This window comes from Nocardia sp. IBHARD005, assembly GCF_052814245.1.
Map to the genome: position 1 here is coordinate 2,583,047 of NZ_CP199935.1, position 24,960 is coordinate 2,608,006.

28 protein-coding genes are annotated in these 24,960 nt (G+C 65.8%); 12 read left to right on the forward strand and 16 right to left on the reverse strand.

What is annotated here, in order from left to right; genetic code table 11:
• Positions 1-9: 9 nt before the first annotated feature.
• Entirely contained in the window at positions 10-591 is a 582-nt protein-coding gene (locus tag ACTWPB_RS12040) for an AMIN-like domain-containing (lipo)protein (RefSeq protein WP_446225728.1), read from the reverse strand.
• Between the two features lie 402 nt (positions 592-993).
• Between ACTWPB_RS12040 and ACTWPB_RS12045 the strand changes: the two genes are divergently transcribed.
• Both ACTWPB_RS12045 and ACTWPB_RS12050 read left to right on the forward strand, forming a co-directional pair.
• Positions 994-2,142: a class I SAM-dependent methyltransferase gene (locus ACTWPB_RS12045; protein WP_446225729.1), complete on the forward strand. Its 1,149-nt coding sequence runs from the start codon at positions 994-996 to the stop codon at positions 2,140-2,142.
• Positions 2,143-2,292: 150 nt separating this feature from the next.
• On the forward strand, positions 2,293-3,150 hold the full coding sequence (locus ACTWPB_RS12050) for a Bax inhibitor-1/YccA family protein (protein WP_396894220.1): 858 nt from the start codon (positions 2,293-2,295) through the stop codon (positions 3,148-3,150).
• 177 nt (positions 3,151-3,327) lie between these two features.
• Here ACTWPB_RS12050 and ACTWPB_RS12055 read toward each other — a convergent pair whose 3' ends face one another.
• Positions 3,328-4,545 (reverse strand): acetyl-CoA C-acetyltransferase, encoded by a 1,218-nt coding sequence (locus tag ACTWPB_RS12055; protein WP_446225730.1) that lies wholly within the window; start codon positions 4,543-4,545, stop codon positions 3,328-3,330.
• A gap of 61 nt (positions 4,546-4,606) precedes the next feature.
• Positions 4,607-5,476, reverse strand: coding sequence for an SGNH/GDSL hydrolase family protein (locus tag ACTWPB_RS12060; protein WP_446225731.1), 870 nt, complete (start codon positions 5,474-5,476; stop codon positions 4,607-4,609).
• A 242-nt stretch (positions 5,477-5,718) separates the two neighbouring features.
• Here ACTWPB_RS12060 and ACTWPB_RS12065 point away from each other — a divergent pair, with 242 nt between their 5' ends.
• Positions 5,719-7,101 (forward strand): cystathionine beta-synthase, encoded by a 1,383-nt coding sequence (locus ACTWPB_RS12065; RefSeq protein WP_446225732.1) that lies wholly within the window; start codon positions 5,719-5,721, stop codon positions 7,099-7,101.
• Positions 7,102-7,181: 80 nt separating this feature from the next.
• On the opposite strand, the gene ACTWPB_RS12070 is transcribed toward ACTWPB_RS12065, so the two are convergent.
• The 3 genes from ACTWPB_RS12070 to ACTWPB_RS12080 all read right to left on the reverse strand — a co-directional run bounded on the left by ACTWPB_RS12070 (position 7,182) and on the right by ACTWPB_RS12080 (position 9,660).
• Positions 7,182-8,159 carry an Rpn family recombination-promoting nuclease/putative transposase gene (locus ACTWPB_RS12070; RefSeq protein WP_446225733.1) on the reverse strand — a complete coding sequence of 326 codons (978 nt, stop codon included), beginning with the start codon at positions 8,157-8,159 and terminating at the stop codon, positions 7,182-7,184.
• Positions 8,160-8,285: 126 nt separating this feature from the next.
• Positions 8,286-8,468 (reverse strand): hypothetical protein, encoded by a 183-nt coding sequence (locus ACTWPB_RS12075; RefSeq protein ID WP_446225734.1) that lies wholly within the window; start codon positions 8,466-8,468, stop codon positions 8,286-8,288.
• Positions 8,469-8,688: 220 nt separating this feature from the next.
• The gene (locus ACTWPB_RS12080; protein ID WP_446225735.1) at positions 8,689-9,660 is read right to left on the reverse strand and encodes a LysR substrate-binding domain-containing protein; all 972 of its coding nucleotides are present in this window, start codon (positions 9,658-9,660) and stop codon (positions 8,689-8,691) included.
• 149 nt (positions 9,661-9,809) lie between these two features.
• Here ACTWPB_RS12080 and ACTWPB_RS12085 point away from each other — a divergent pair, with 149 nt between their 5' ends.
• Positions 9,810-11,060: a Glu/Leu/Phe/Val dehydrogenase dimerization domain-containing protein gene (locus ACTWPB_RS12085; RefSeq protein ID WP_446225736.1), complete on the forward strand. Its 1,251-nt coding sequence runs from the start codon at positions 9,810-9,812 to the stop codon at positions 11,058-11,060.
• Between the two features lie 99 nt (positions 11,061-11,159).
• Here the strand turns inward: ACTWPB_RS12085 and erm are convergent, their stop codons facing one another.
• From erm to ACTWPB_RS12100, 3 genes are all read right to left on the reverse strand, one after another.
• A complete protein-coding gene (gene erm, locus ACTWPB_RS12090; RefSeq protein ID WP_446225737.1) occupies positions 11,160-11,984 on the reverse strand; it encodes a 23S ribosomal RNA methyltransferase Erm in 825 nt (274 codons plus the stop codon).
• 254 nt (positions 11,985-12,238) lie between these two features.
• Positions 12,239-13,423 carry an NAD(P)-binding protein gene (locus ACTWPB_RS12095; RefSeq protein WP_446225738.1) on the reverse strand — a complete coding sequence of 395 codons (1,185 nt, stop codon included), beginning with the start codon at positions 13,421-13,423 and terminating at the stop codon, positions 12,239-12,241.
• Positions 13,424-13,724: 301 nt separating this feature from the next.
• A complete protein-coding gene (locus ACTWPB_RS12100; protein ID WP_446225739.1) occupies positions 13,725-14,051 on the reverse strand; it encodes a TetR/AcrR family transcriptional regulator in 327 nt (108 codons plus the stop codon).
• A gap of 214 nt (positions 14,052-14,265) precedes the next feature.
• On the opposite strand from ACTWPB_RS12100, the gene ACTWPB_RS12105 reads away from it, so the two are divergent.
• On the forward strand, positions 14,266-15,108 hold the full coding sequence (locus ACTWPB_RS12105; protein WP_446225740.1) for a membrane protein: 843 nt from the start codon (positions 14,266-14,268) through the stop codon (positions 15,106-15,108).
• A 67-nt stretch (positions 15,109-15,175) separates the two neighbouring features.
• On the opposite strand, the gene ACTWPB_RS12110 is transcribed toward ACTWPB_RS12105, so the two are convergent.
• Positions 15,176-15,520 (reverse strand): DUF6401 family natural product biosynthesis protein, encoded by a 345-nt coding sequence (locus tag ACTWPB_RS12110; protein ID WP_446225741.1) that lies wholly within the window; start codon positions 15,518-15,520, stop codon positions 15,176-15,178.
• A gap of 245 nt (positions 15,521-15,765) precedes the next feature.
• On the opposite strand from ACTWPB_RS12110, the gene ACTWPB_RS12115 reads away from it, so the two are divergent.
• Complete coding sequence (locus ACTWPB_RS12115) at positions 15,766-15,939, forward strand: hypothetical protein (RefSeq protein ID WP_446225742.1); 174 nt, start codon at positions 15,766-15,768, stop codon at positions 15,937-15,939.
• Between the two features lie 71 nt (positions 15,940-16,010).
• Positions 16,011-16,151 carry a hypothetical protein gene (locus ACTWPB_RS12120; protein WP_446225743.1) on the forward strand — a complete coding sequence of 47 codons (141 nt, stop codon included), beginning with the start codon at positions 16,011-16,013 and terminating at the stop codon, positions 16,149-16,151.
• A 5-nt stretch (positions 16,152-16,156) separates the two neighbouring features.
• Here ACTWPB_RS12120 and ACTWPB_RS12125 read toward each other — a convergent pair whose 3' ends face one another.
• Positions 16,157-17,338 (reverse strand): acyl-CoA dehydrogenase family protein, encoded by a 1,182-nt coding sequence (locus tag ACTWPB_RS12125; RefSeq protein WP_446225744.1) that lies wholly within the window; start codon positions 17,336-17,338, stop codon positions 16,157-16,159.
• Positions 17,339-17,437: 99 nt separating this feature from the next.
• Between ACTWPB_RS12125 and ACTWPB_RS12130 the strand changes: the two genes are divergently transcribed.
• Positions 17,438-18,580, forward strand: coding sequence for a cystathionine gamma-synthase (locus ACTWPB_RS12130; RefSeq protein ID WP_446225745.1), 1,143 nt, complete (start codon positions 17,438-17,440; stop codon positions 18,578-18,580).
• 91 nt (positions 18,581-18,671) lie between these two features.
• Here the strand turns inward: ACTWPB_RS12130 and greA are convergent, their stop codons facing one another.
• Both greA and ACTWPB_RS12140 read right to left on the reverse strand, forming a co-directional pair.
• Positions 18,672-19,163 (reverse strand): transcription elongation factor GreA, encoded by a 492-nt coding sequence (gene greA / locus ACTWPB_RS12135; protein WP_056813695.1) that lies wholly within the window; start codon positions 19,161-19,163, stop codon positions 18,672-18,674.
• A gap of 299 nt (positions 19,164-19,462) precedes the next feature.
• Positions 19,463-19,825, reverse strand: a complete 363-nt coding sequence (locus ACTWPB_RS12140; protein WP_446225746.1) for a DUF4307 domain-containing protein — start codon at positions 19,823-19,825, stop codon at positions 19,463-19,465.
• Between the two features lie 222 nt (positions 19,826-20,047).
• Here ACTWPB_RS12140 and mca point away from each other — a divergent pair, with 222 nt between their 5' ends.
• Complete coding sequence (mca, locus tag ACTWPB_RS12145; protein ID WP_446225747.1) at positions 20,048-20,914, forward strand: mycothiol conjugate amidase Mca; 867 nt, start codon at positions 20,048-20,050, stop codon at positions 20,912-20,914.
• On the forward strand, positions 20,914-21,159 hold the full coding sequence (locus tag ACTWPB_RS12150) for a hypothetical protein (RefSeq protein ID WP_446226313.1): 246 nt from the start codon (positions 20,914-20,916) through the stop codon (positions 21,157-21,159). The genes mca and ACTWPB_RS12150 overlap by 1 nt, the downstream gene beginning before the upstream one ends.
• Here the strand turns inward: ACTWPB_RS12150 and ACTWPB_RS12155 are convergent.
• Positions 21,156-21,329, reverse strand: a complete 174-nt coding sequence (locus ACTWPB_RS12155) for a hypothetical protein (RefSeq protein ID WP_446225748.1) — start codon at positions 21,327-21,329, stop codon at positions 21,156-21,158. The two genes, ACTWPB_RS12150 and ACTWPB_RS12155, sit on opposite strands and share 4 nt — an antisense overlap.
• A 333-nt stretch (positions 21,330-21,662) precedes the next feature.
• Between ACTWPB_RS12155 and ACTWPB_RS12160 the strand changes: the two genes are divergently transcribed.
• Complete coding sequence (locus ACTWPB_RS12160) at positions 21,663-23,063, forward strand: AAA family ATPase (protein ID WP_446225749.1); 1,401 nt, start codon at positions 21,663-21,665, stop codon at positions 23,061-23,063.
• Positions 23,056-23,529, forward strand: a complete 474-nt coding sequence (locus tag ACTWPB_RS12165) for an RloB family protein (RefSeq protein WP_446226314.1) — start codon at positions 23,056-23,058, stop codon at positions 23,527-23,529. Before ACTWPB_RS12160 ends, ACTWPB_RS12165 begins: the two co-directional genes overlap by 8 nt.
• 7 nt (positions 23,530-23,536) lie before the next feature.
• Here ACTWPB_RS12165 and ACTWPB_RS12170 read toward each other — a convergent pair whose 3' ends face one another.
• Both ACTWPB_RS12170 and eutC read right to left on the reverse strand, forming a co-directional pair.
• Positions 23,537-23,935, reverse strand: coding sequence for an NUDIX hydrolase (locus tag ACTWPB_RS12170; protein WP_446225750.1), 399 nt, complete (start codon positions 23,933-23,935; stop codon positions 23,537-23,539).
• Positions 23,936-24,010: 75 nt separating this feature from the next.
• Positions 24,011-24,868 (reverse strand): ethanolamine ammonia-lyase subunit EutC, encoded by an 858-nt coding sequence (eutC, locus tag ACTWPB_RS12175; protein ID WP_446226315.1) that lies wholly within the window; start codon positions 24,866-24,868, stop codon positions 24,011-24,013.
• Between the last annotated feature and the right edge of the window lie 92 nt (positions 24,869-24,960).

A 24,960-nucleotide genomic window follows, 5' to 3' on the forward strand; every position in this document is an offset into this window, starting at 1 on the left:
GGGTAGGAGTTACCGAGTGGCGATGTCGACGACCAGGCGCGGGGGATCGGCCAGGGTGGTGACAGCGAAGGGCGGCTGATCGGCGTCGATGCCGATGAACGACTGGGTGACACCCTCGTAGACCAGCTTCTTGTAGACCCCGGTGATGGTCGGTGTGCCCGGATCGGTCACCGGATCGGGCCCGGCGAACGGGGCGACGGTCGAGTCGAACGGATAGGCGGAGCCGAGGATGCGCACCTCGAGAATCGCGCGGCCCGCCACGTCGACGGTCTTGCCGCTGCCGTCCTGCACGGCGCGATCGGTGTAGGCCACCTGCCAACCGGGAGCTCCGGTGCCACCGAGAGCGAAGACCACGCGGTCGAAGCCGGGCTGTTGGCCGATCCGGATATCGCTGACGGTGAGCGCCGCACCCGCGGAGGCCGCGCCGGACTTGGGGCCCGCATCGGTGGGCACCTCGCCGGTGGCGTCGGCGAAGGTGCTGGTGGTGCTCGCTGTCGTCGTCGGTGCCCCGGCCGGTGTGTCGTCGGAGCCGCAGCCGGACACCGAAACCGTGGCCGCGGCGATCAGCACGAACACAAGGGCGTTGCGCATGGGGCTGATGGTACGCAGGGACGGCGGCGTGGTGGGCGAAGGAGCACGGGGTGTGTTCGGGCTACGGAAAGTTTGCTGATGACTTCCGAATGGGAGCTGTTCCGGTCGCCGCGCGCAGGTCGCGGCCGGGATTTCGGTGAACGCGTACCAGTTCGGTAGTTAGCGCCACCTGCGGTGATCGGCTGCGGCGCGGGCGGGTCGACGATCGCGGCCGATGCATTGGGGAGCAAGGGAATTCGTGCGATCGGCGAATTCGCCGGCGATCGGCAAGGGCATCGCACATCGATGGAAGCCGTTATCGCTCAGCGAAGTACATCCTACGAAGCCCCGTTGTGAGTCACCCGGACCGCTGATATCGGGCCCGGATGTGACGGTGGGGCAACGATCTAGCACACTTGCCGGGTGGACAGTGTTGAGGACGTATTCGACCGACTGCGCCGGTATCCGGATGTGGAGGCGCCGAACCTCTATGCCGTCGACGCCGCCGACCGGCTGATCCTCGACACGGCCGCGGACATCCTCGCGGCCGCTGGTAGCGGTGAGGTTGCGGTGATCGGCGACGCGTACGGTGCGCTCACCCTCGGGATTGCCGCGCAGCACGGACTCGGCGGCATTCGCGTGCACCAGGACCTGATCACCGGTGAATCGGCGCTGGCGGCCAATGCCAAGACCCTCGGGCTCACCGACCGCTACACCGCCCACGCCCTCGACGCCGACCTGCTCGCCGGCGCGCGCGTGGTCCTGATGCGGTTGCCGCGGATGCTGTCGGGTGTCGCCGAGATCGCCGAGGCCATCGCCCGCTACGCCGCCGCCGATGTGGTGGTGTTCGCGGGCGGCCGCGACAAATACCTCACCCCGGCCATGAACGAGGTACTCGCCGAATCCTTCGCGCAGGTCAGGGCGGGCCGGGGTCGGCAGAAGTCGCGTGTGCTCATGGTCGGCGGGCCGCTGCCCGTCGGCGAACCCCGGTTTCCCGTGCGCGAACACGTCATCGAGATCGACGGTGATGTCGTCGCGTTCGGTGCGGCGTTCTCGGGATCTCGCCTCGACATCGGCACCCGCTTCCTGCTCGAACACATGGACCGGATGAAGCCCGACGCGCGCGATGCCGTCGATCTCGGTTGTGGCACCGGCATTCTCGCGGTCGCGCTGGCGAAATCACGACCGCACATCCGGGTGGTCGGCACCGACCAGTCCGCCGCCGCTGTCGCCTCGGCCAGGGCTACCGCCGTTGCCAACGGTGTCGCCGACCGGATCACGGTGGTGCGCGACGATGCCATGTCCTCGGCCGCCGACAACAGCGCCGATCTGGTGCTGTGCAATCCGCCGTTCCATGTCGGTGCTGCCGTGCACACTGGGTCGGCGATCAAGATGTTCGTCGAGACCGGGCGGGTGCTGCGGCCCGGTGGTGAGTTGTGGACGGTGTACAACTCGCACTTGAACTATCGCGGCGTGGTGGAGCGGATGGTCGGCCGCACCGATGTGATCGGCCGGAACCAGAAGTTCACGGTGACGCGGTCCGTTCGTGGTCTGCGTGACGTACAACAATAGGGCGACCAGAAAGCGGTAGAGTCCGATTTGTCCGAACGGGCGAGCGGTGTGGTCATGGACCGGATCGCTGGGAACTTTGTCCGATCGTGGCGCGTTGAACAGGGCAGTTGGAGCTGTACAGCGACTTCGTATCTCCAAGAAAGGCGCACGGTGCGTACCTCATCGAATCCGGTGTTCAAGAACCTTCCCCGCCAGGAGGGTGTCGGCGGTTACGCGAACTTCGGTTCGGGCGTAGCCGGCGCGGGCCAGCTCGGCAACCAGCAGTACGGCGAATACGGCCAGCAGTACGGCCAGCAATTCCAGCAGGCCCCCGCCACCCGCGCGATGACCATCGACGACGTGGTCACCAAGACCGGCATCACCCTCGCGGTGCTCACGGTCTCGGCGATCGTCTCCTTCGCGCTGTCGAGTGCGAACCCCTCGCTGGCGCCGCTGTTCGTCATCGGCGGCGGCATCATCGGCCTAGTGCTGGTCCTGATCGCGACCTTCGGCCGCAAGATGGACAACCCGGCCATCGTGTTGGCCTACGCGGCCTTCGAAGGCCTGTTCCTCGGCGCGCTGTCGCTGATGTTCACCGACGTCACCTTCGGTGGTGTGGGTGGTAGCGCCCTGATCGGCCAGGCTGTGCTCGGCACGTTCGGCGTGTTCTTCGGCATGCTCGTCGTCTACAAGACCGGCGCCATTCGCGTGACCCCGCGCTTCACCCGCATGCTGATCGGTGCGATGGTCGGCGTGCTGGTGCTGATGGTCGGCAACCTGATCGCGAGCTTCTTCACCGACGGCGGCTTCGGCCTGCGCGACGGCGGCCCGCTGGCGATCGTGTTCAGCCTGGTCTGCATCGCCATCGCCGCGTTCAGCTTCCTGCTGGACTTCGACGCCGCCGACCAGCTGATCCGCGCCCAGGCTCCCGAAAAGGCCGCCTGGGGCGTCGCCCTCGGCCTCACCATCACCCTGGTCTGGCTCTACATCGAGATCCTCCGCCTGCTGAGCTACTTCCAGCGGGATTGATGTAGAAGCACACAAACAAATCGAGCGGCTCCCCACGAACTGTGGGGAGCCGCTCGACTATGTCCAGCGAGTACATGGGTAACTCACCGGGGACCGGCTAACCCGGCCGACCCCGGAGTCTGGCCGCCTCGGACGCCTCGCGGCACCCAAGTCTGGCCAGAAGTCGCGGGGAGGCGGTTACAGCCGCTCGATCACGAGGGCCATGCCCTGGCCCCCGCCGACGCACATGGTCTCCACGCCGAACTGCTTGTCGTAAGTCTGCAGGTTGTTCAGCAGGGTGGTGGTGATGCGGGCACCGGTCATGCCGAACGGGTGGCCCAGCGCGATAGCGCCGCCGGAGACGTTGAGCTTGTCCTCGTCGATCTTCAGCTCACGCGCCGAGCCGAGCACCTGCACGGCGAAGGCCTCGTTGATCTCGAACAGGTCGATGTCGGAGACCGACTTGCCCGCCAGCGCCAGTGCGCGCTTGACGGCCTCGACCGGGCCAAGGCCCATGATCTCGGGCGACAGGCCGGAGACGCCGGTGGAGACGATGCGGGCCAGCGGAGTCAGGCCGAGCTCCTTGGCCTTGGTGTCGCTCATGATGACCAGCGCCGCTGCGCCGTCGTTGAGCGCGCAGCAGTTACCGGCGGTGATGGTGCCGTCGGGACGGAACACCGGCTTGAGCCCGCTGACCGCCTCGTAGGTGACGCCGGCGCGCGGGCCGTCGTCCTTGCTCACGATCGTGCCGTCGGGCAGGGTCACCGGGGTGATCTCCCGCTCGAAGAACCCGGCCTTGATGGCCTCTTCGGCACGGTTCTGCGAACGCACGCCCCAGCGGTCCTGATCCTCGCGCGAGATGCCGGTCAGCGACGCGACGTTCTCGGCGGTCTGGCCCATCGCGATGTAGGCGTCGGGGAGCAGGCCGTCCTGACGCGGGTCGTGCCATACACCGGCGCCGCCCTCTGCGGTCTTGGCGGTGCGGGCCTCGGCCTCGGCGAACTCGGGGTTCTTGGTGTCTGGCGAGCTGTCGGCCGAACCGCGGGCGTAGCGCGAAACGGTCTCCACACCGGCGGAGATGAATACGTCACCCTCGCCCGCCTTGATCGCGTGGAAGGCCATCCGGGTGGTCTGCACCGACGACGCACAGTAGCGCTGCACGGTGGTGCCGGGGACGACATCGAGGCCGAGCTTGATGGCGAGGATGCGGCCCATGCCGAAGCCGCCCTCACCGGCGGGGGAGCCGGTGCCGAGGATGATGTCGTCGATCTGCGTCGGGTCGAGCGAGGGCACCTTGGCCAGCGCGGCCTGGACCATCTGCGCGGTCAGGTCGTCCGGGCGCATTCCCGCCAGCGACCCCTTGACGGCACGGCCGATGGGGGAACGGGCGGTGGAGACGATGACGGCCTCGGGCATGAGGACTCCTTTTCGCGTGGTTTGACGTGAACGGCTGTTTACCTGCCGGTCATTCTCGAATCTACGTCTCCAGCTGCGCGACGGGAAGAGCAGGGCGGTCGCGCACCTGCGCGATCAGCACGGGCAGCAGCTGCGCGGCGGCCAGTTCGTAACCTGCCGCGGAGGGGTGGAATCCGTCGGTGGCGAACAGGGTTTCGGGTGCGGCCCGGAACTCGGAGGCGACCAGCGGTGATCCCATCGGTACCGCGATGCCGCCCGCGATCGTGGTGGCGACCGTCTGTGCCTTGGCCAGCCGCACGCTCCAGTTCGCGACGATCGTGCGCAGCGGTTGCTGGATCGCGGTGACGGTGCCCAGGTTCGGGCAGGTGCCGACCACCACCAGCGCATCGGCTTCACGCAGCCGTGACACCGCGGCCGCGAGCCTGCGCGCCGAGGCCCGGATGGAGTGCTTCTTGGTGATGTCGTTGGCGCCGACCAGGATCACTGCCGCGTCCGGCGGCGGGCCCGCGACGAACATCGCGTCGACCTGTCCGGCCAGGCCCTTCGACGTTGCGCCGGAAATGGCCTTGGTGCTCAACCGAATTCGCATGCCGGTCGCCTCGGCCAGCCCGCGGGCCAACCGCACACCCGGCACATCGCAGGCACCGAGACAGCCGAGCCCGGCCGCGGTGGAGTCACCGAAGATCATCAGGTGCAGGTCGACCGGCGTGGTCTTGCGCCATGGCTCGGGAACCGTGGCGCCCTGCGCGTACACGCCGTCGGCCTCGGGTGGTTTGGAGGTGTCGCGGCCGATCACCGCGCGCGCCGCACCCGCCTGCGTCATCAGCAATCGATAGGTCGCCCAGGAGACGGTGCCTGCGCCGGACCCGGCGAGCACGGTAGTCGCCCCGGTGACGGCAGCGGTGCGCCAGCTGATTCGAGGTGCGCTCACATTCGAAAATTCTACGTCGCGGACCGGCCAAGACAGAGATACCGACCACACACTCCGGTGCGGGGCGCCTCCGCCCGGTCGCGAGCGCAAGTGCTCGGCTACTCTCGTGCCGGAAGAATCGATTTCGTAGGTACATGGGTAACTCGCCGGGTACGCCCAGGACTTGCCCACCGAGACGCGGGTCCGAACATGATGTCCGGCGGCACCTACGACCGGCAAAATACTCGGAGAGGCGGGCCAGCATGCGCATCGCGGATCACGTGGTTGACCTCATCGGCAACACCCCCCTTGTTCGGCTGAACTCGGTGGTCGGTCCCAACGCGGGCCTGGTGGCCGCGAAGGTCGAGTACCTGAACCCGGGCGGCAGCTCCAAGGACCGGATCGCGGTCAAGATGATCGACGCCGCCGAGCAGGACGGACTGCTGAAGCCGGGCGCCACGATCGTGGAGCCGACCTCGGGTAATACCGGTGTCGGCCTGGCGCTGGTCGCCCAGCAGCGCGGGTACAAGTGCGTGTTCGTCTGCCCGGACAAGGTCAGCGAGGACAAGCGCAACGTGTTGCGTGCCTACGGCGCCGAGGTCGTGGTCTGCCCGACCGCCGTGCCGCCGGAGCACCCCGACAGCTACTACAACGTCTCCGATCGCCTGGTCCGCGAGATCGAAGGCGCCTGGAAGCCCAACCAGTACTCCAACCCGGGCGGCCCCGACAGCCACTACGAGACCACCGGTCCCGAGATCTGGGCCGACACCGAGGGCAAGGTCACCCACTTCGTCGCGGGTGTCGGTACCGGCGGCACCATCTCCGGCACCGGCCGCTACCTCAAGGAAGTCTCCGGCGGCACGGTCAAGATCATCGGCGCCGACCCGGAGGGTTCGGTCTACTCCGGCGGCACCGGTCGCCCGTACCTGGTCGAGGGTGTCGGCGAGGACTTCTGGCCGACCGCCTACGACCCGTCGATCCCCGACGAGATCATCGCGGTCTCCGACGCGGATTCCTTCGAGATGACCCGGCGCCTCGCCCGCGAGGAGGGCCTGCTGGTCGGCGGTTCCTGCGGCATGGCCGTGGTCGCCGCGATCGAGGTCGCCCGCCGCGATCCCGACGCCGTGGTGGTGGTGCTGCTGCCCGACGGTGGCCGCGGCTACCTGTCGAAGATCTTCAACGACAAGTGGATGAGCTCCTACGGCTTCCTCCAGACTTCGCTGGAAGCGGGCCCGGAACCACTGGTCGGCGACGTGCTGCGCGGCAAGTCCGGCGCCCTGCCCGACCTGGTGCACACCCACCCGTCGGAAACCCTGCGCGACGCCATCGAGATCCTGCGTGAGTACGGCGTCTCCCAGATGCCCGTCGTCGGCGCCGAGCCGCCGGTCATGGCCGGTGAGGTAGCGGGTAGCGTCACCGAACGCGACCTGCTCTCGGCCGTCTTCGAAGGCCGCGCCAACCTCACCGACTCCGTCGCCCAGCACATGAGCCCGTCCTTCCCCCTGATCGGCTCCGGCGAACCCATCTCCACGGCGACCAAGGCACTCTCCGACTCCGACGCCCTGATGGTCGTCGAAGACGGCAAGCCCGTCGGCGTCATCACCCGCCACGACCTACTCGGCTTCCTGAACACCGGCTCGATCTAAGGGCTCGACTCGCTGGACAAGAATCGAGCGGCTCCCCACAATCTGTGGAGAGCCGCTCGATTGATCTTGACGGTGGCCGCTCAGACGAGAGTTTCCTCGATAGTCGCGGCGGTGAGGATTTGGTCGGCCCAGCGGTGCAGGTCGTGCGGGCTTGCCGCCCGGACCTGGCGGATGGTCGATTCGGGCAGTTCACCGAACTTGCGTTCGAGCAGCCGGATCAGCAGGTTGGCTTCACCTTTGGCTTCACCTTTGGCTTCACCTTCAGCGCGAAGCATTTCCCCGGTAGTCATAATGACCTCCTTCGCGTACGGTTCGAGCCGCTCGAGCAGCGGTTCGAAGTCCGCCGGAACGGTTTCGCCGACAGTCATAATGTACGTCACCACGGCCTGCAGGTCACGGTCACCGCCTGGGCTTTCCGCCATGGCCGAGATGTCGGAGACCAGCGGCATCATTGTGACCCCCAGGTCAGTTCTCCCGTAGGCGTGCTGCTGCAGGAACAGCATCACCCGCACTGCGGGGGTCAAGGGACGCTTCTGCAGTTCGGCCAGGTCGGTGCCTGCCATGTCGTCGAGGATGAACCGCATCCGCGGGACCAGATCACCCAGCGAATCGCGCAGCGGTGAGGAGATATCGAACAGTTGCGAAAGCTCGGTAGGCGCCCTCCAGCGGTGCCCGTGCCGACTGGCGTGAATCACCACCGGAACAATGATCGGCAGCGTTCGCGTCTTGGGATGTGCGTCGACGTAACGGGTCCAGATATTGACCATGTACTCGATCAGCCGCAGCGGCATGAGATTGTCGCTGCTGCTCTGGTGCTCGATCAGGACGTAGATCAGGGCGTCTTCGCCGTCGAGCTCGACCGAGAACGGCAGGTCGCTGTAGCGCGACCGCAGTTGCGGTGAGACGTAACTACCCGATAGCAGCCGCAGGGTGTCCCAGTTCGCGCGCTGGACAATGTGTTCGGGCAGGACCGAGCGTAATTCCGAGGCCGCGTTGACTTCTCGGCCGAGGATGCGGCGAAGGAAGGCATCGTGCGGATTCGAGGGTTGCTCGGCCATAGCGACAAGGTACGCCGCCGGTGATCCGACTAGTTGTCGGGTGGGCACGAAACCTGTTGCTATATCGGGTTGAACAGCGTCGGCAGCGGGCTCGGCATCGCCAGCTTCGTCCATGGCGGGGCGTTGCTACCACCGCGCCGCGACCAGAACGTGGGCGTAGCCCCTCGGTATGGAAACCATGTGCGTCGGCGACGGCCAGGGCATGGCGCTGGTCATCGAGCGCTCGAGCTGATCCGCGTGGAAAAGAGGGTAATCGGCCAACATCTCCTCGATATCGACGGACATCTGTTTCCGTTGCAGCAGAACCATTTTCAAAGAATCAGCGAGTATGATGGGGACGACGGAGTCGGCCGCTGTACTCGCGGACGTCGATGAGTACTACGGTGCGGAATTCACGGTCGCTATCGGCACGTCCGGCTCGCGCCTGTCCACCTATATGACTGGCAAAGTTGTCCCGTCCTCGACATTGATGGTGCGGATTCGCCGTGTTGCTGATCAGTATCGATCCGTTGCCTGACCGGACTCTCGCCTACTCGGTCTCTTGAGTAACGGCAGCATCCGAGGCTCGATGCACCGCGGGCGCGGTGCGGATTTGGGCGCCGAGTCCCTTCTTCGCCGCGGTGGTCCGGATCGCGTCCACCACCAGCAGCAGCGCGGCTCGGCCCGCCGAGTTGGTGCGGTAGGCCAGCGATACCGTCCGGGTGAGGGCGTCGCCGAGCGCGACGATATCCACCCCGGGTGGGCGCAACGCCAAACCCAGATCCGATACCAGCGTGACGCCGAGTCCGGCCGCGACCATCGACATCGCGGTCGCCTGCTCCTCCAACTCGTGGTCGATGCGCGGCCGCAGGCCGGCGGACTGGAACGCCAGCCGCGCCGCGTGCCCGAAGTGCGACCGGGCGGGCGCGATGATCCACGGATGCTCGGACAACTCGGCGAGGGTCACGCTGGCCGCGGGCACCGCACCGGCAGGGACGGCGGCGTGGATCCGTTCGACCCCGATGACCGCCCGCTCCAGGCCACGGTCCCAGGTCATCGGATAGTTCGAGTAGTCGAGAACGAACGACAGGTCGAGCGTGCCGTCACGCACGGCAGCGGCCGTCGACTCCGGCGCGAGTTCGGTGGTGCGCACCAAGATGCCCGGGTGCGAGGCGGCGAGGGTGGTGAGCGCGTCGGGGAGCAGGCCGGAGGCCACCGACGCCCACACCCCGGCGGTGATCTTCGCCGTCACCGATCCGCCCGCTTCCTCGAGTGCCTGGGTGGCGCGCTCGACCGAGGCCAGGATCTCTTCGGCGTGTTCGGCGAGCACGATCCCGAGATCGGTGAGCTGCACTCGGCGCCCGCGTCGTTCGAACAGCCGGGTGCCCGCGTCGCGTTCGAGCTGTGCGAGCTGCTGGGAAACCGCCGACGCGGTGTAGTGCAGGGCGGCCGCGGCGGCCGTGATGGTGCCGCGTCGGTGTAGTTCGCGCAGCATTCGCAGGCGGGCCAGAGACAGCTCCATAGCCTCGAGGGTAGGCACTGTGCAGGAACCGTGAAGGGTGCCGTGAACGAACCGTAAATAGACGCGCGGCCGGGGGTCACGCACGCTTGGTGCTACCGGGACGACGAGGTCCGCCACGGGCGATCACCACGAACGAGGAGGTGGGCACCATGACGATGCTGAACCCGAGCGGAGGGACACCGCAGGTGACTTCGCCTACTGTCGCCGCACCCACGGACCCGGCCGTCACTCCCGCGATCCGTCGTCGCGAGCCGTACATGCGTCTGCACTGGACGGATTCGCTCACCGACGCGGTCGGCTACCTCGTCGTCCACACCCTGCGCGGCGGCCTGGCCACCGGCGGCACCCGGATGCGGGCCGGTTGCACCCTGGGTGAGGTCGAGGATCTGGCGCGCGGCATGGCCAACAAGACCGCCACATTCGACCTGCCGATCGGCGGCGCCAAGGGCGGGATCGACTTCGATCCCAAGGACCCGCGCGCCGTCGAAGTGCTGCGGCGATTCTGCGAAGCGATGCGCCCGTGGCTCGACGCGCACTGGGTGACCGCCGAGGACCTGGGGGTTCCGCAGCACCTGATCGACGAGGTCTTCGAACAGCTCGACCTGGACCAGAGCTACCACGCCGCGATCCGTCGCTCCGCCGACCCGGCAGCGACTCTGGAGCGGGTCCGCAACGGACTCAACGCCGCGGTCGACGGCGGCTTCCTGCTCGGTGACGTCATCGGCGGTTACGGCGTCGCGCACGCCTGTCTCGCCACGGCGGTGCAGTGGGGGAAGGCACCTGCCGACACGACGGCCGCGATCCAAGGCGTTGGCACCATGGGCGGGGCGGCGGCGTACTACCTGCACGAGGCCGGGATGAAGATCACCGCGGTGGCCGACGCCGCAGGCACCCTGTACTGCGCCGATGGGCTCGACATTCCGGCGTTGCTGGATCTGCGCGACGGCTACGGCGAGATCGACCGGTCCCGCCTGCCCGCGGGCATCGAGCAGCTGCCGCGCAGTGCCATCATTTCCGCCGACGTCGATATCCTTGTGCCAGCGGCGATCTCGTATGCGATTACGCCGGACAACTCGTTCGATATCCGGGCCGACGTCATCGTCGAAGCCGCGAACGCCGCCACCACACCGGAGGCCGAGGCCATGCTCGCCGCCCGCGGCATCCCGGTACTGCCCGACTTCGTCGCCAACGCGGGCGCGGTGGCCTGGGCGTGGTGGTTGCTGCTCGGCGAAGTGGACGACGCCCCGGATACCTCCTTCGACCGGCTCCGCACCACCATGCACGACAAGGTCGCACAGCTGCTGACCGCATGGACCGACGAAAGCATCACCCCCCGCGAGATCGGCCACCGCTGGGCCGACGACCCGTCACCGCTCACCGGGCCGGTCGTCATTCCCTGATAGCGGGCAAGAAGCGGCTGAGCGACATCGAAGCCGGTGTTCGGCTCGCGCGCCGTGACGTCGGTGCTGCCCGCAAGTGAAGGCAGCACCGACTCTCGGTCAGCGGGTGAGAATCGAGTGCAACTCCACCCACTGATCCGGGTGGACGTAGGCGACCACGGTGTCGTGTGGGATGCCCGCGGCAGTCAGGGCTTCGTCCACACCCTGATAGCGGGTGCGTAGGGAGGCGCGGACTGTGCCACCGATTCCCGAGAAGGCGGTTCGTACCAGCTCGGTGTAGGAATCACGTTGTGGGACAAGGAGTTCTGGTCGTCGGGTGATTCGCAGGATCGCGGAGTCGACCGACGGGATCGGGCGGAAGCTGCTGCGGGGAATCTGCGCGCGCAGTTCCCAGCTGAACCATGGCCAGGTTGTCGCGGTCAGCAGGCTCCAGCGGCCGTAGTCGCCGGTGCGTTTGCGGGCGTATTCGCGTTGGGTGAGCAGCGTTGCCGAGGTCAGCGTCGGTGCGGTCAGGCACCAGTCGACGATGTCGGCGGTCACGGAGAACGGGATGTTCCCCACCACGGCGAACGGCTCGCGGGGAGCCTTTGCCTTGGTGAAATCGCAGCGTACGACACGGATTCCGTCTTCGGAACGTGTTTGTGCCGAGAGCTTGGCCGCGAGCAGCGGATCGATCTCGTACGCGGTGACCTGTGCGCCGCGGCGAGCCAAGGCACGCGTGAGAATGCCTTCGCCCGCACCGGGTTCGAGAACCGTGCCCGCCGGATCGGCCACCGCCACGATCGAGTCGACGGCGGCATGATCCACCAGAAAGTTCTGGGACAGTGTCCTTCTCGCGTGGTCACGGGCGGTCCGGCCGCCACTCTGACCGGTGACCTTGCGCTGAGTATGTGAGTAGTTTCGGTGTGCGAAATCCTGCGCCACGGCAGTGTGCCCCTTCGGGTCTTCGAGTCGAATGCAATCTCGAAGGGCCCTTGGCGCGCCAGTGGACGCCGATGAAGTTATCCGCGTCCGCTAGCGGGCCAGAGCCCGGCTGTAGCGGAGGCGAATGAAGTAGTGGCACGACATGCGACCAACTCTAGAAAGCAGCCGGACGGCGGGCAACCGAATTTACGACGGGTTCCGGATCCGATCGGCGCCGCACATGACCAGCGTCGATCGGATCGGCGGGCGTCGGCCTAGGCGGATTCGATGTTCGCGTGGCTGCCAGATATCTTCCGCACTGCGGCTACTGCTGACGCGGCGGCGGAAATCGCACTGTTGATGGAGATTTCACCGCGCATGCCGGGCGCGGCGACCATGTCACCCACCATGTAGACGCCGTCGCCGCGATCGATGGCATGCCGGTCACGCCACGTGGTTCCGGGCAGGTCTAGTGCGCCGGTGCGGCCCTTCGCGGTGGAGGTGCGGCGGAATGTGGTGCGCGAACGCCAATCCGGGATGGTGGAGTCCGCGAAGTGTTCCAGCCGCTGGTGGGTTGCGTCGCGGGATTCGTTGTCGCGCACCGGCATCTGAAGTTGGAACAGGGATTCGCCCGCGGGGGCGATAGTGTTGTCCTGAGCGGTGTAGCACTCGTGGAAGCCGCCTTCGTCCAGGTCGAAGACGACGAAACGGTCGCGTCGGTCCTTCGTGACGCCGAGATCGAGCAGCGCGGTGAAACCGCTTGTGCCGTACAGACTGTCGTCGCCGAGCAGGCGGCGTGCCGAATCCAGATCGGTGGCGATGATAACGGGTCCTTCGCCCGGCAACTCGTCGATCCGCGACCCGGTCTCGATGGCAACGCCGAGTTCTGTTGCGCGCGTGACCATCCGGTCGACCGTCCGCTGCCACCCGCCGCGCACCCACCGCACACCGGGGACATTCAGACCGACTGCGCGCTGGAAGAGATCCCAGACGAAGGCGGCGGACAACCTGCCGGTGTCAGCGTCGTAGGTGACGACGCTGATCATGTTTGCGACCCGGGTGGCGGTGGTCGCGTCCCAGCGATCCGCTGCCCAACTGTGGAAGTCGACGTCGACGGGGGCTCGCAGCCACTTGCGTGATTGGGCGCGCAGGACGCCGACGGGTGGTGTCCGCCGGATCCGGTCGTCGGTGCGGAAGCCGATCTTGGCGAAGTCGGTAACCCCGGGCCAGCCGAGCCCGGTGACGAAACCACGCTTCTTCAGCCACGCGTAATGCGGGCCGTCGGCATAGAACACGTGCGCGCCCTCGTGCGCGACGTGCGGCGGCGGTGTCGCGCGAGCCCGTCCGCCGAGCGTCTGATGCGCCTCGAACAGCCGTACCGGCACGCCGGTTTCGGCGGCGGCGATCGCGGCGGTGAGTCCGGCCAGTCCGCCCCCGACCACGGTGATGGGTGTGTTCATCCTCGGTCCTCTCCCTCGGAGCCGCCCAGTCGAGCCGGGCGGCGATCATCTCTGCGGTGGCTCGCAGGTAGCGGTCGGCGTCGGCCGGGTGGTCGCCGTCGAAGATGTCGCGCATCATCCAGAAGTGGGCGAGTGCGGCGACCGGCACTGCCGCGGTAGCGTCCCAGTCCTGCTCACCTGCCCGGTCGCCAGCGAGCTCGACCAGCCCATGGGTGACCATCGACATCACCGCATACTCCTGCTGTCCGGAACACTTCCAGCAGCGGAGTCGGGATCGAATTGTCGCGCACCAGGACTCGAGTCACGTCGCTGTCGTGGTCCAGTCCCGCCAGGCCGATTCGGCACAGCGCGACGGGTTGTCGACGGTGCTGCGGGACGGCGTCATCGTGTCGAGCGCCGCTACGACGGAGAACGTGGGCGCCAGGAACTGCTCCCACTCGCCTCGATCCGTCAGTCGGCCGTCCACCGCTTGGACCAGCAACTCGTCCTTGGACTTGAAGTGCCGGTACAGCGCGCCGGCGAGGCCCGGCAGCCCGTTCGATCTGTGCGACCGAGGCTTAGCGAACCCCTGTTCCCCGAACAGGCGCAATGCCTCGATCAGGATCCGCTCCCGCGATGTGGACGACACCGTCACCTCCGCTGTAAGTAGCTGCTTACTTACAGTGACTTGAGCGCGTGGCGAGTGCAAGTGCCCCGCAGTGATCTGTGGGTCACTGTGCCGCTGACCGGCCGCAAGCAAATTTGTCGCAACTTCGCCGATTCGACGATGATTACCTGGGTAACACCACGAACAGGTGCATCGGCAACTCAGCCGCACTGATCGGAAAGCGAAAGGACAGGCCGTGGATACCTCCGTCATTGCGATAGATTTCCAGCAGGGCTTGACCGATGCGTGGAGTTCGGTCGCGCAGTTCGTCCCCAAAGCGGTGGCATTCATCGCCATTCTTCTCGTCGGCTGGATCATCGCGAAGGTGGTCGCCAAGATCGTGAACGCGGTGCTGGAGCGCGTCGGATTCGACAGGCTCGTCGAACGCGGCGGACTGCGGAAAATGCTGTCCCGCAGTAAGTACGACGCTTCTGACATCATCGCCAAGATCGCCTATTACGCGATTCTGTTGATCGCGCTACAGATCGGTTTCGCGGTGTTCGGGCCGAACCCGGTCAGTGCGCTGCTCACCAGCATCGTGGCTTGGTTGCCAAGGGCCGTTGTCGCGATCGTGATCATCGTGATCGCGGCGGCCATCGCCCACGCGGTGAGCGATCTGATCTCCAATGTGCTCGGCGGGCTGTCCTACGGGACCATGCTCGGCCGGATCGCGGCGGTGTTCATCTGGGGTATCGGCATCATCGCCGCGCTGAACCAGATCGGCGTCGCGACCTCGGTGACCACCCCGATCCTGATCGCCGTGCTCGCCACCGTCGGCGGCATCCTGGTGGTCGGTGTTGGTGGCGGCCTGGTCAGGCCCATGGAACAGCGCTGGAACAATTGGCTCGGCAATCTGGAAACGGAGATGCCCGCGATGAAGGGGCATGCCCAGGCCTATCAGCGTGGACGCGAGGACGCCGCACGTCAGGGCGAGCAGGTGTCGCCGACCTTGGCCGATCAGGGCAGGCAGGCGTGGGTCACGCCCGGAGCGAGCTACCCGGAACGTGAGCCGGGCTGGGGTGGCGAAACAGCTAGGTAAACCAACTGGCGCCGGCGCACCGTTACCTCCGGGTGGCGGGGCGTCGGCGTCGGTCTGTGCGCGGTGATCAGTCGGCGGCGTACGCGCACACCGCGGCGAGGCGTAACTGCAGCCAGTCGGCGGCGTGCCAGTTGTCCGGCGCGCCCGCGAAGAATCCGTCGGCTCGCTCGGCGAAATGGTCGAGAAGTCCGCGGACATAACCGGCTAGCAGAATGGTCAGGGGCACCCGCGCGGAATCATCGACGCCGAGGTCGAGAATGTCGCGCACCGCGGCAGCGTGCTGGTCCAACTGGGCGGACAGTGCGGGCACCACCGCGGCGACGGCGGCCGCGGGTGCTCCGAACTCGGTGTTCAACTGCTGCAATTGTCGTTGCGCCGAAAGTTCGAGCAACGCGGGGCCTGGCGCAAACATAACAATATGGTAGCAATCTATCCGTCAATGTTGAAATTGGATAATTTCAAGATCGATAGCGCGGCTGGGCGAATATGACGCAACATCATCGCGCCCGATCGAATTCCGTTGAGCGCAACCATGGTCGCCGCCCGGGCGCCCTGCTGGGCTGTCGAACATGGGCAGCGAACGTCGGAAATTGATGCTGGCAACCGGGTGCGCTGCGGCCCGACGGCGCAGGGGGTGCGGCGCTGGACGAATCGTTCGTGCGGCCGATCGACCGACGTGTCGAGATTTTCGGCAAGCTCGCCGCCTCCGGCGCGACCCTGCGCGAACTCGTCATCGCCGCCAAGGACACCGGCCTCGATACCGACTATCTGGGCGGGACCTACCGGGAGAACCTGGAACTGCCCGCGCCGATCGGTACGACGAGGGCGTAGCCGACGAGATCTGATCGATTCTGCGCCAGTTGCGCGAACCGGGCGCCGGATGGATCTGGTGTTGCTGCAGTGTGGCCGCCCTGACCGTGCTCGGCATTCCCACAGCGATCACCGTGCCCATCGCGCTGACCGTGTTCACGGTGGTGATCGTGATGCTCACCGCGGCCTTCGCGGGCTGCATGATCAGGCCCGCTCCGCGGCCGAGCCGGTAGCTGACCTACCGGAACGCGTTGGCGTCGGTGAGCGCCTTGCCGATGACCAGCTGGTGCACTTCGGCGGTGCCCTCGTAGGTCAGCACCGACTCCAGGTTGTTGGCGTGCCGCAGGACCGGGTAGTCGAGGGTGATTCCGTTGGCGCCCATGATGGTCCGGCATTCGCGAGCGATCTTGATGGCCTCGCGGGTGCTGTTCAGCTTGCCCACGCTGATCTGCTCGCCGGTGATCTCGTGTCGATCCTTCAGCCGGCCCAGGTGCAGCGCGAGCAGCTGCCCCTTGCCGAGTTCGAGTGCCATATCGGCCAGTTTGGCCTGGGTGAGCTGGTAGGCCGCCAGCGGCTTGGCGAACACCTCACGGGTGCGGGAGTAGTCGATCGCCGCGCTCAGGCAGTCGCGTGCGGCGCCGAGCGCGCCGAAGATGATGCCGAACCGCGCTTCGCTCAAACAGGCCAGCGGCGAACTGAGCCCGCGTGATTCGGGCAGCACCGCATCGGCGGGCAAGCGTACGTCGTCGAAATCCAGTGCGGCCGTGATGGATGCGCGTAGCGACAGCTTGCGGTGGATCTCGCGAGTGGTGAAACCCGGTGTGCCCGCGGGCACCAGGAAGCCACGCACCCGCGGCTTGTCCGCGCCGGGCTCCTCCGCGTAAGCCCAGACGACGGCGATATCGGCCACCGACCCGTTGGTGATCCACATCTTGGATCCGTTCAGAATCCAGTCGTCACCGTCGCGGCGGGCCCGCGTGCGCATCCCGCCGGGGTTGGACCCGAAGTCGGGTTCGGTGAGCCCGAAGCACCCGATCACCTCACCGGCCGCCATCGCGGGCAGGTACTGCTGCTTCTGTTCCTCGGACCCGAAGAAGTGAATGGCGGCCATCGCGAGAGAGCCCTGCACCGACACCATGCTGCGCACACCGGAGTCGACGGCTTCGAGCTCCTGGCAGGCGAGCCCGTACGCGGTGGCCGACGCGCCCGCGCAGCCGTAGCCGTCGAGGTGCATGCCGAGCAGTCCGAGCTTGCCCAGTTCCGGCGCGATCTCGCGGGCCGGGAACGTGCCTTCCTCGAACCAGTCGGCAAGGTGCGGCCGCAGCCTGCGTTCCCCGAATCGCGCCACCGTGTCGCGGATTTCGCGCTCTTCCTGCGACAGCAACGGATCGATGGCGAACAACTCTTCGACGGTGACCATGGCGTGAGCTTAACCGCAGTACCAAGCCCGAATCCGACACTTCGACCATGTCGAGAACCCCTGCGACAGCGACCCGAACCGGCCAACTAGTCTGGGGCCATGAGTGAGCTGGGATTCTCCACCAGGGCCGTGCACGCCGGATACGAACCCGATCCTCAGACCGGTGCGGTCAATGTGCCCATCTACGCGAGCTCGACCTTCGCCCAGGACGGCGTCGGCGGCATGCGCGGTGGCTACGAGTACGCGCGCACCGGCAACCCCACCCGCACGGCGTTGGAAGCCAGCCTCGCCGCCCTCGAATCGGGCAGCTACGGGCGCGCCTTCGCCTCGGGGATGGCGGCCACCGACTGCGCGCTGCGCGCCATGCTGCGCCCGGGTGACCACATCGTCATCCCCGACGATGCCTACGGCGGCACCTTCCGGCTCATCGACAAGGTCTTCAGCCAGTGGGGCATCGAGCACTCGCCCGCCCACATCGCCGACCTCGACGCGGTGCGCGCGGCCATCCGCCCCAACACCAAGCTGGTGTGGATCGAGACCCCGACCAACCCGCTGCTGAGCATCGGTGACATCCCCGCGCTGGCCGATATCGCCCACGAGGCCGACGCGAAGCTGGTTGTGGACAACACGTTCGCCACCCCGTACCTGCAGCAGCCGCTGCTGCTCGGCGCCGATGTGGTCCTGCACTCGACCACCAAGTACCTCGGCGGTCATTCCGATGTCGTCGGCGGCGCGCTGATCACCGACAGCGCCGAGCTCGACTCCGACTTCGCGTTCCTGCAGAACGGCGCGGGCGCGGTGCCCGGCCCGTTCGATGCCTTCCTCACGATGCGCGGCATCAAGACGCTGGCCGTCCGGATGGAAAAGCACTGCGACAACGCCGAGGTCATCGCGGAGTTCCTGACCAACCACCCGGCCATCTCGCAGGTCATCTACCCCGGTCTGCCCACGCACCCCGGCTACGAGATCGCGCAGAAGCAGATGCGGCGCAGCGGCGGAATGATCTCGGTGCGCCTGACCGGAGGCCGGGAAGCGGCACTCAAGTTCTGCTCGCGGACCGAGATCTTCACGCTGGCCGAATCGCTGGGCGGCGTCGAATCGCTCATCGAACACCCGGGTGCGATGACCCACGCGAGCACCGAGGGCTCGGCCCTGGAAGTCCCCGCCGACCTGGTCCGGCTCTCGGTCGGCATCGAAGACATCAGCGATCTCCTGGCTGACGTCGAGCAGGCTCTGAGCTGAGCAGAGGACCCCACACATGACGAAGCGGCCGCATCCGGATTCCGGATGCGGCCGCTTGCGTTCGGGTTCTCGACGTACGGGTTCAGCTAGCTCAGCTGTGGTACGGCTCCGCGCTGACCAGCGTCACCTTCATGGTGTTGCCGTTGGGGAGCGTGTACTCGCGGGTCTCGCCCACCTTGGCGTCGATCAGCGCGCCGCCCAGCGGCGAGTTCGGCGAGTAGGCCTCGAGGCCGGTGGCGCCGAGTCCCTCTTCGCGGGTCGCGATCAGGAAGGTCTCGGTATCGCCTTCGTCGCCGTCGTAGTAGACCGTGACGACCGAACCCGGCAGTGCCACACCGGATTTGGTGGGGGCGACGCCGACCTTCGCGTTGTTCAGCAGTTCCTGCAGCTGGCGGATCCGCGCCTCCTGCTGACCCTGCTCTTCACGCGCGGCGTGGTAGCCACCGTTCTCCTTGAGGTCGCCCTCTTCGCGGCGCTCGTTGATCTCGGCGGCAATGACCGGACGATTGGCAATGAGCGAGTCCAACTCGCCCTTGAGCCTGTCGTGCGACTCCTGGGTAAGCCAGGTCACATTCTCGGTCATCTCGATCACTCCCTAGTAGTTGTTCCCGGCGCACCGGGATTCCCTGAAACCAGCGCGATTCCTCCCGGAGGAGGGCATGCACCAGCCCGACGGCTGGAGCGATCCTGGGGGTGAACCCGATACCCGCAAACAGCACCGCTGGCCGCCAATGCAGCAAACACGGCTCCGAACCCCGGAACCGTGTATCAACCCATTTTAGCATGTCTCACAAAAATGCAGGTCAGGCTAGTCAGGCAGGCTATTCGGTGCGCTGGATCACCGAGCGCTGGTGCGCAGGTCACTGAGCGCTGGTGCGCAGGTCACTGAGCGCTGGTGCGCAGGTACCCCGGAATCTGGTCGCTGCAACCATAAATGTCGCCCGCCGAAGCGCGTGCCGATGTCTTGACCGTAGTGCTCACCTGCACGCTGGTCGAGTCCGAACCGGGGACGAGTACCTCGCGCCGTCCCACTTCGGCGCTGTCGCGATCCATCGCCCGCACGAAGCAGACCACGGCCTGCTGTGGGTCGTCGCGGGTGACCTTGATCCGCACCTCCAGGGTGGCATCGTCGACGACCATGTAGCCCAGCTGCTCGGTCTCGACCGCCTTCGGACCATATTTCTGGAAGCCGAGATAGGCCACGGCGAATCCGGCGACAACGACGCCGACACCGAGCAAAACCATCAGCCACAGGCGACGCGCAGGTGGTTTTGTGCCATATCGGTCGGCGTGTCGCGCTGCTGCTGCGGCCGAGGTCGCGGCGGAGTCCGGTGCGGGCTCGGTCATCGGTTTCGCGCTCCCGGGGGTGGTCGGAACAAACGGGGGGTCGGATGGAACTATAGGTAACGACATCTGACACCCGCGAGCGAGAGCGACGGTGAACGAGAAGTGAGTGGCCTTCGCCTCATGGCAGTGCACGCCCACCCCGACGACGAATCGAGCAAGGGCGCCGCGACGACCGCCAGGTACGCCGCCGAGGGCGTCGAGGTGCTCGTCGTGACGTTGACCGGCGGCGAGCGCGGCAGCATCCTGAACCCGGCCATGGACACCCCCGGGGTGCTGGACCGGATCAACGAGGTCCGGCGCGAGGAGATGGCCGCTGCCGCCCACGCGCTCGGCGTGCGTCAGCACTGGCTGGGATTCGTCGACTCGGGTCTGCCCGAGGGCGACCCGCTGCCGCCGCTACCCGAGGGCTGCTTCGCGCTGGTGCCGCTCGAGGAATCCACCGAGGCGCTGGTGCGCGTGATCCGTGAGTTCAAGCCGCAGGTGATCACCACCTACGACGAGAACGGCGGCTACCCGCACCCGGACCACATCCGCTGCCACGAGGTGTCGATGGCCGCGTACGAGGCGGCGGGCGATCCGGCGAAGTTCCCCACGGCGGGCGAGCCGTGGACGCCGCTCAAGCTCTACTACGACCACGGTTTCAGCATGAAACGCCTGGAAACCTTCGCCGAGGAGTACGAGCGCATCGGTGAACCGTTCCCGCTGCAGGAGTGGCTGGACCGGATGAAGCAATATCAGGCGGCCCGCGGCGACATCATGGGCCGGATCACCACCCAGATCGAATGCTCGAAATACTTCCCCCAGCGTGACGACGCCCTGCGCGCCCACGCGACCCAGATCGATCCCAACGGCGCGTTCTTCGCGATCCCGTTGGAGATGCAGCAGCGGCTCTGGCCGACCGAGGAGTTCGAATTGGCCAAGACACGCGTATCCACCGCCATCCCGGAGACCGACCTGTTCGCCGGCATCGAGGACAACGACCGGTGATGTTGGTCTACCTCGCACAGCAACCGACGGGCCCCGAATTCGGCAAGGCCTCGCCGCTGGGCCTGCTGGTCATCCTGATCCTGCTGGCGGGCACGGTGCTGCTGGTCCGCTCGATGAACAAGCACCTCAAGGGTCTGCCCGAAACGTTCGAACCCGAGCATCCGGAACCCGATCAGGCGGCCGACGACGGCACCGAGCCCGGTGTGATCACGGTCGAGGAATCCGAACCGAAGCAGGGCTCTTAACGCGCCGCGGCGAGGTCGGCGACGAGTTCGCCGACCAGGTCGCGCGCGGTGGCGGCATGGTCGGCCACCGACCGCGGCGCGCCGCTGGCGCTCAACTCGATCATCGTGTTCATCAGGCCGAACAGTGTGACGAGTCGGCGTAGCGCTGCGCTGCGCTCGGACATTGTCATCGGCGCGGTGGTTATCGGCAGGTTCACAGCTGAGGAATCGCCGCAGGTCCCGTGTTCGTTTCGCGCGGTGTCAAATCGTTGCCGCAGCAACCTTTCGCCGAGCATGGACCAGCTGCGGCCAGGGACTGGCCCGCTACCTATTGGTAGTACCTGGCCGTTGTGACTCCGCAGGGACGAGCTCGAAGCGCGAGGTGAGATTTTCGAGGTCCGCGCCGTCTTCGCGCTGAAGTCACGCAACTTCTCCCATACCGGACTACGCTGGTCAGCAATGATCCTGCAGGTTTTCCGTAGGATTCACACTGAGATAGGGGTAGAGGAGTGGGGTGAGGGGCAATGTTGCTTAACTTCCGTTTTGCTAATCATCGGTCGTTCTGTGATGAACAACAGTTGGATCTGATGCAGGTGTACCCCCGCGATCACGCCGGGAGCGCTGAGTCGCTCGGATCGGAGGGCAAGCCTGCCGAATCGTCGGTGCCTGTTCCCATTGTGGGAATCTTCGGGGCAAACGCGTCGGGCAAGTCGAATGTGATCGACGCACTTCAGTTCATGCGAGGATTCGTGCTCGAGTCGGATCGGGAGGTCGAGCTGGATTTTGGTATCGCTCGAACACCGTTTCGTTTGGTCAGTAATGAACTGAAGAATCCATCTCGGTATGTCGTGGATATTATGATCGGCGAAACCCGGTACACATACGGGTTCACGATTGATGACACCGCAGTGCTGGAAGAGTGGCTGTTCTACTATCGTAAGACCGAGCGTTATGGCAAGTCCGGCAGGCGTACAACGGCCTTTGCGAGAACTGGCAACTTATTCGAATGGGGTCCAGAATTCAAGGACCGGCCCGACCTGCAAAGAATTGCGGAATTCACGTCGGAATCGGCTTTGTACCTGTCGACGTTGTCGCGATTTCGCATAAAGAGACTTACGCGTGAGCATGTGGATGTCAGCCGGGATTCAGATATTCTTCATGGTGTCTATCTCTGGTTCAGAAATATGCAAACTACTGTCGACGAATTTTACACCCGTCGAACCCTGGCTGCTAGAATTAGAAACCAAATCAGTGGTGATTTCGGGGGTGAGGTCCTTGGCAGGCTTGCCGAGATTCTGCATCAGGCCGATACCGGAATAGACGGTATCGAGTTGGTCGTCGGCGACCCGGAAGCGAAGAAACTATTGGCAGATCGGTCTGCCATCTCGAATCTACGACGTGATAGAGATGCCTTCAGGCAGATGCAAATTTCCGCGATGGACCGTGTTGTATTTCGTCACAGCGGTGCTGAAGATGGTATTATGCTCGAACTTGCAGACGAGTCGCGCGGAACCAAGCAGATGTTGTCACTGGCGCTTGATGCGCTCCCTGTGCTCGATGTCGGGGGTGTACTGCTGGTGGACGAGATTGATGTCAGTCTCCATCCGGTGCTGTCTGCGGCTGTGCTGGCACTTTTCCGCTCGCCCAGAACGAATCCACGCAACGCGCAGGTGATATTCACGACCCATGATGTAGCCCTGCTGGGCTCGATGGACGGCGTTGATGTTTTGAAGCGGGATGAAATATGGTTCACCGAAAAAGATTCGAATGGGTGTTCCAGTCTGTATTCGCTTGCTGAATTCAAACCCAGGAACGAGGGTGTCAATCGTGAGCGACGTTATCTGAACGGGAATTACGGTGCTATCCCAGATATTTCTGTGCGCGATCTCGAATCGGCGCTGATTTTTCGCGGCGGGGATAAATGAATCGTCGTGGCGACAGGAATACCGCTCGCGGTGTCAAGGTCGGCGAGGGTCGTACCGTTCCCCTGGTGCGTTGGTCGATCGGGCTGTCCGTGAGCGGACGCGGAATGGATTCGATCTCGTTTTCGCGATCTCGGACAAGGATAATTTCGAGATCGAATCGGCGCTGAGGAAAGCCGATCGGCGCGATATTCCGCTCATTATTTCTAATCCTTGTTTCGAGGCATGGTTGGTATTTCATTTCGAGGACTGTCGGGCGGTTCTGTCGTGCCCGAAGGATGCGAAGAAAAGACTTCGGCGTCATGTGCCGGACTACGACAAGACTGCCCTACGATTCGCTGATTTCGAAAAGGGAATACTCGATGCTGCGGCACGTACACGAGCGCATGGCGGTGACATAACGGTCAATCCGACCAGTACGATGTGGCGTCTTGTCGACGAACTGCACAGAACCGGGGCAGCAGTCTGAATGTGTGTTACCAGTCGATGAGGTCGAGTTCGTGTAGGCGCTTGAACACCATCATCGAACCGGGTGCGACGTGCTCCATCGCGGCGTATTCGCTGACGGTGAAGTAGCGGAATTCGGCGATTTCGCCGGTGGCGCGGGGTTCTCCGGTGAGTTCGGCGCGGAAACAGGTCATGTGCAGGCCGGTGTTGCGGCGGTGTCCGAAGGCTTCGGCTTCGAAGATGCCGAACTCGGCGACACCGGCCAAGCCGACGCCCAGTTCTTCCTCGATCTCGCGATGTAGCGCCTGTAAAGGGGTCTCGCCGGGGTCGATCTTGCCGCCCGCCATGTAGAAGACATCCTTGCCTTCGGGACGCGTCTGAATCAGCCTGCGGTCGCGGACATGGGCGAGGGCGGCGGTGCGGATCATGGGGATCACTTTAGGGAGCGATCGGCTCCGGCTGATGTCGAACGTGCTCCGCATCACCCTGGTGTCTGAGTCAGCTCACGGCGTCGACACGTCCTCGGGGTCGTTGGTCCGGGTTTCGGCGGCGGACAGCGAGCCGGTGCGCGAGGTGTCCTTGAGGTCGACGCCCGAGCGGCCGAGCGCGCGGGCGCCCGCGACCAGACCCGCGACCACGCGGGCGGCGTCGGCGTAGGTGAGGCCGTCGGGCGGGTGGATGTTGGAGATGCAATTGCGTTCGGCGTCGGCACGGCCTGGGCGGGGCAGGTGGGTGAGGTAGATGCCGAGGCTGTCGGCGACCGAGAGGCCGGGGCGCTCACCGATCAGCACCAGGACCGTGCGCACGCCCATGGCTTCGGCGATGTGATCGCCCAGCGCCACTCTGGCCTGGGTGGCGATGACCGGCGGGGCCAGGGTGTAGCGGTCGCCGAGTTCAGCTGCGAGCGCCGCGAGCAGGCCGGGGGCGTGCGCGGCGAGGGCAAGGGGGGACAGGCCGTCGGCCAGGACGAAGCCGACGTCGGCGCCGGTCGCCGGGACGGTTGTCAGGTCGTCGGGCAGTCTGCCGAGGTCTGGTCGACGCAGATACTCGGCGCGGTCCGTCGCGCTGCTGGCGACGATGACGGGGGTGCCGAGGCCGACCGCCGCGATCTGTTCGATGAACGATTCGACGTCCAGTGGCAGGTGCACCGCATCGCGTGCGACGGCATGCGCGGCACGTAAAGCCAGGACGTCGGAAGTGGGCAGCGCGTCGCCCGTCCGTCCGAGGCCGATCCTGGCCTGGGTGCTGCCGCGTAGGCCACGCCAGAAGTCCTCGGCGACACGTGGTGTCGCTTCGGTGGGGCCCGCATCGGAGGCAAGTTCGGGGACCTCTGTAACCCGTTGGGCCGCAGCTACATCCATCAGGTCCTCGACTTCCGTGGTGTGTTCGATCGGCTCGTCCGTCGCGGTGTCGTCGACGGAGCGCCCCGGTTCGTCTGGAAATGGCTGGGGTG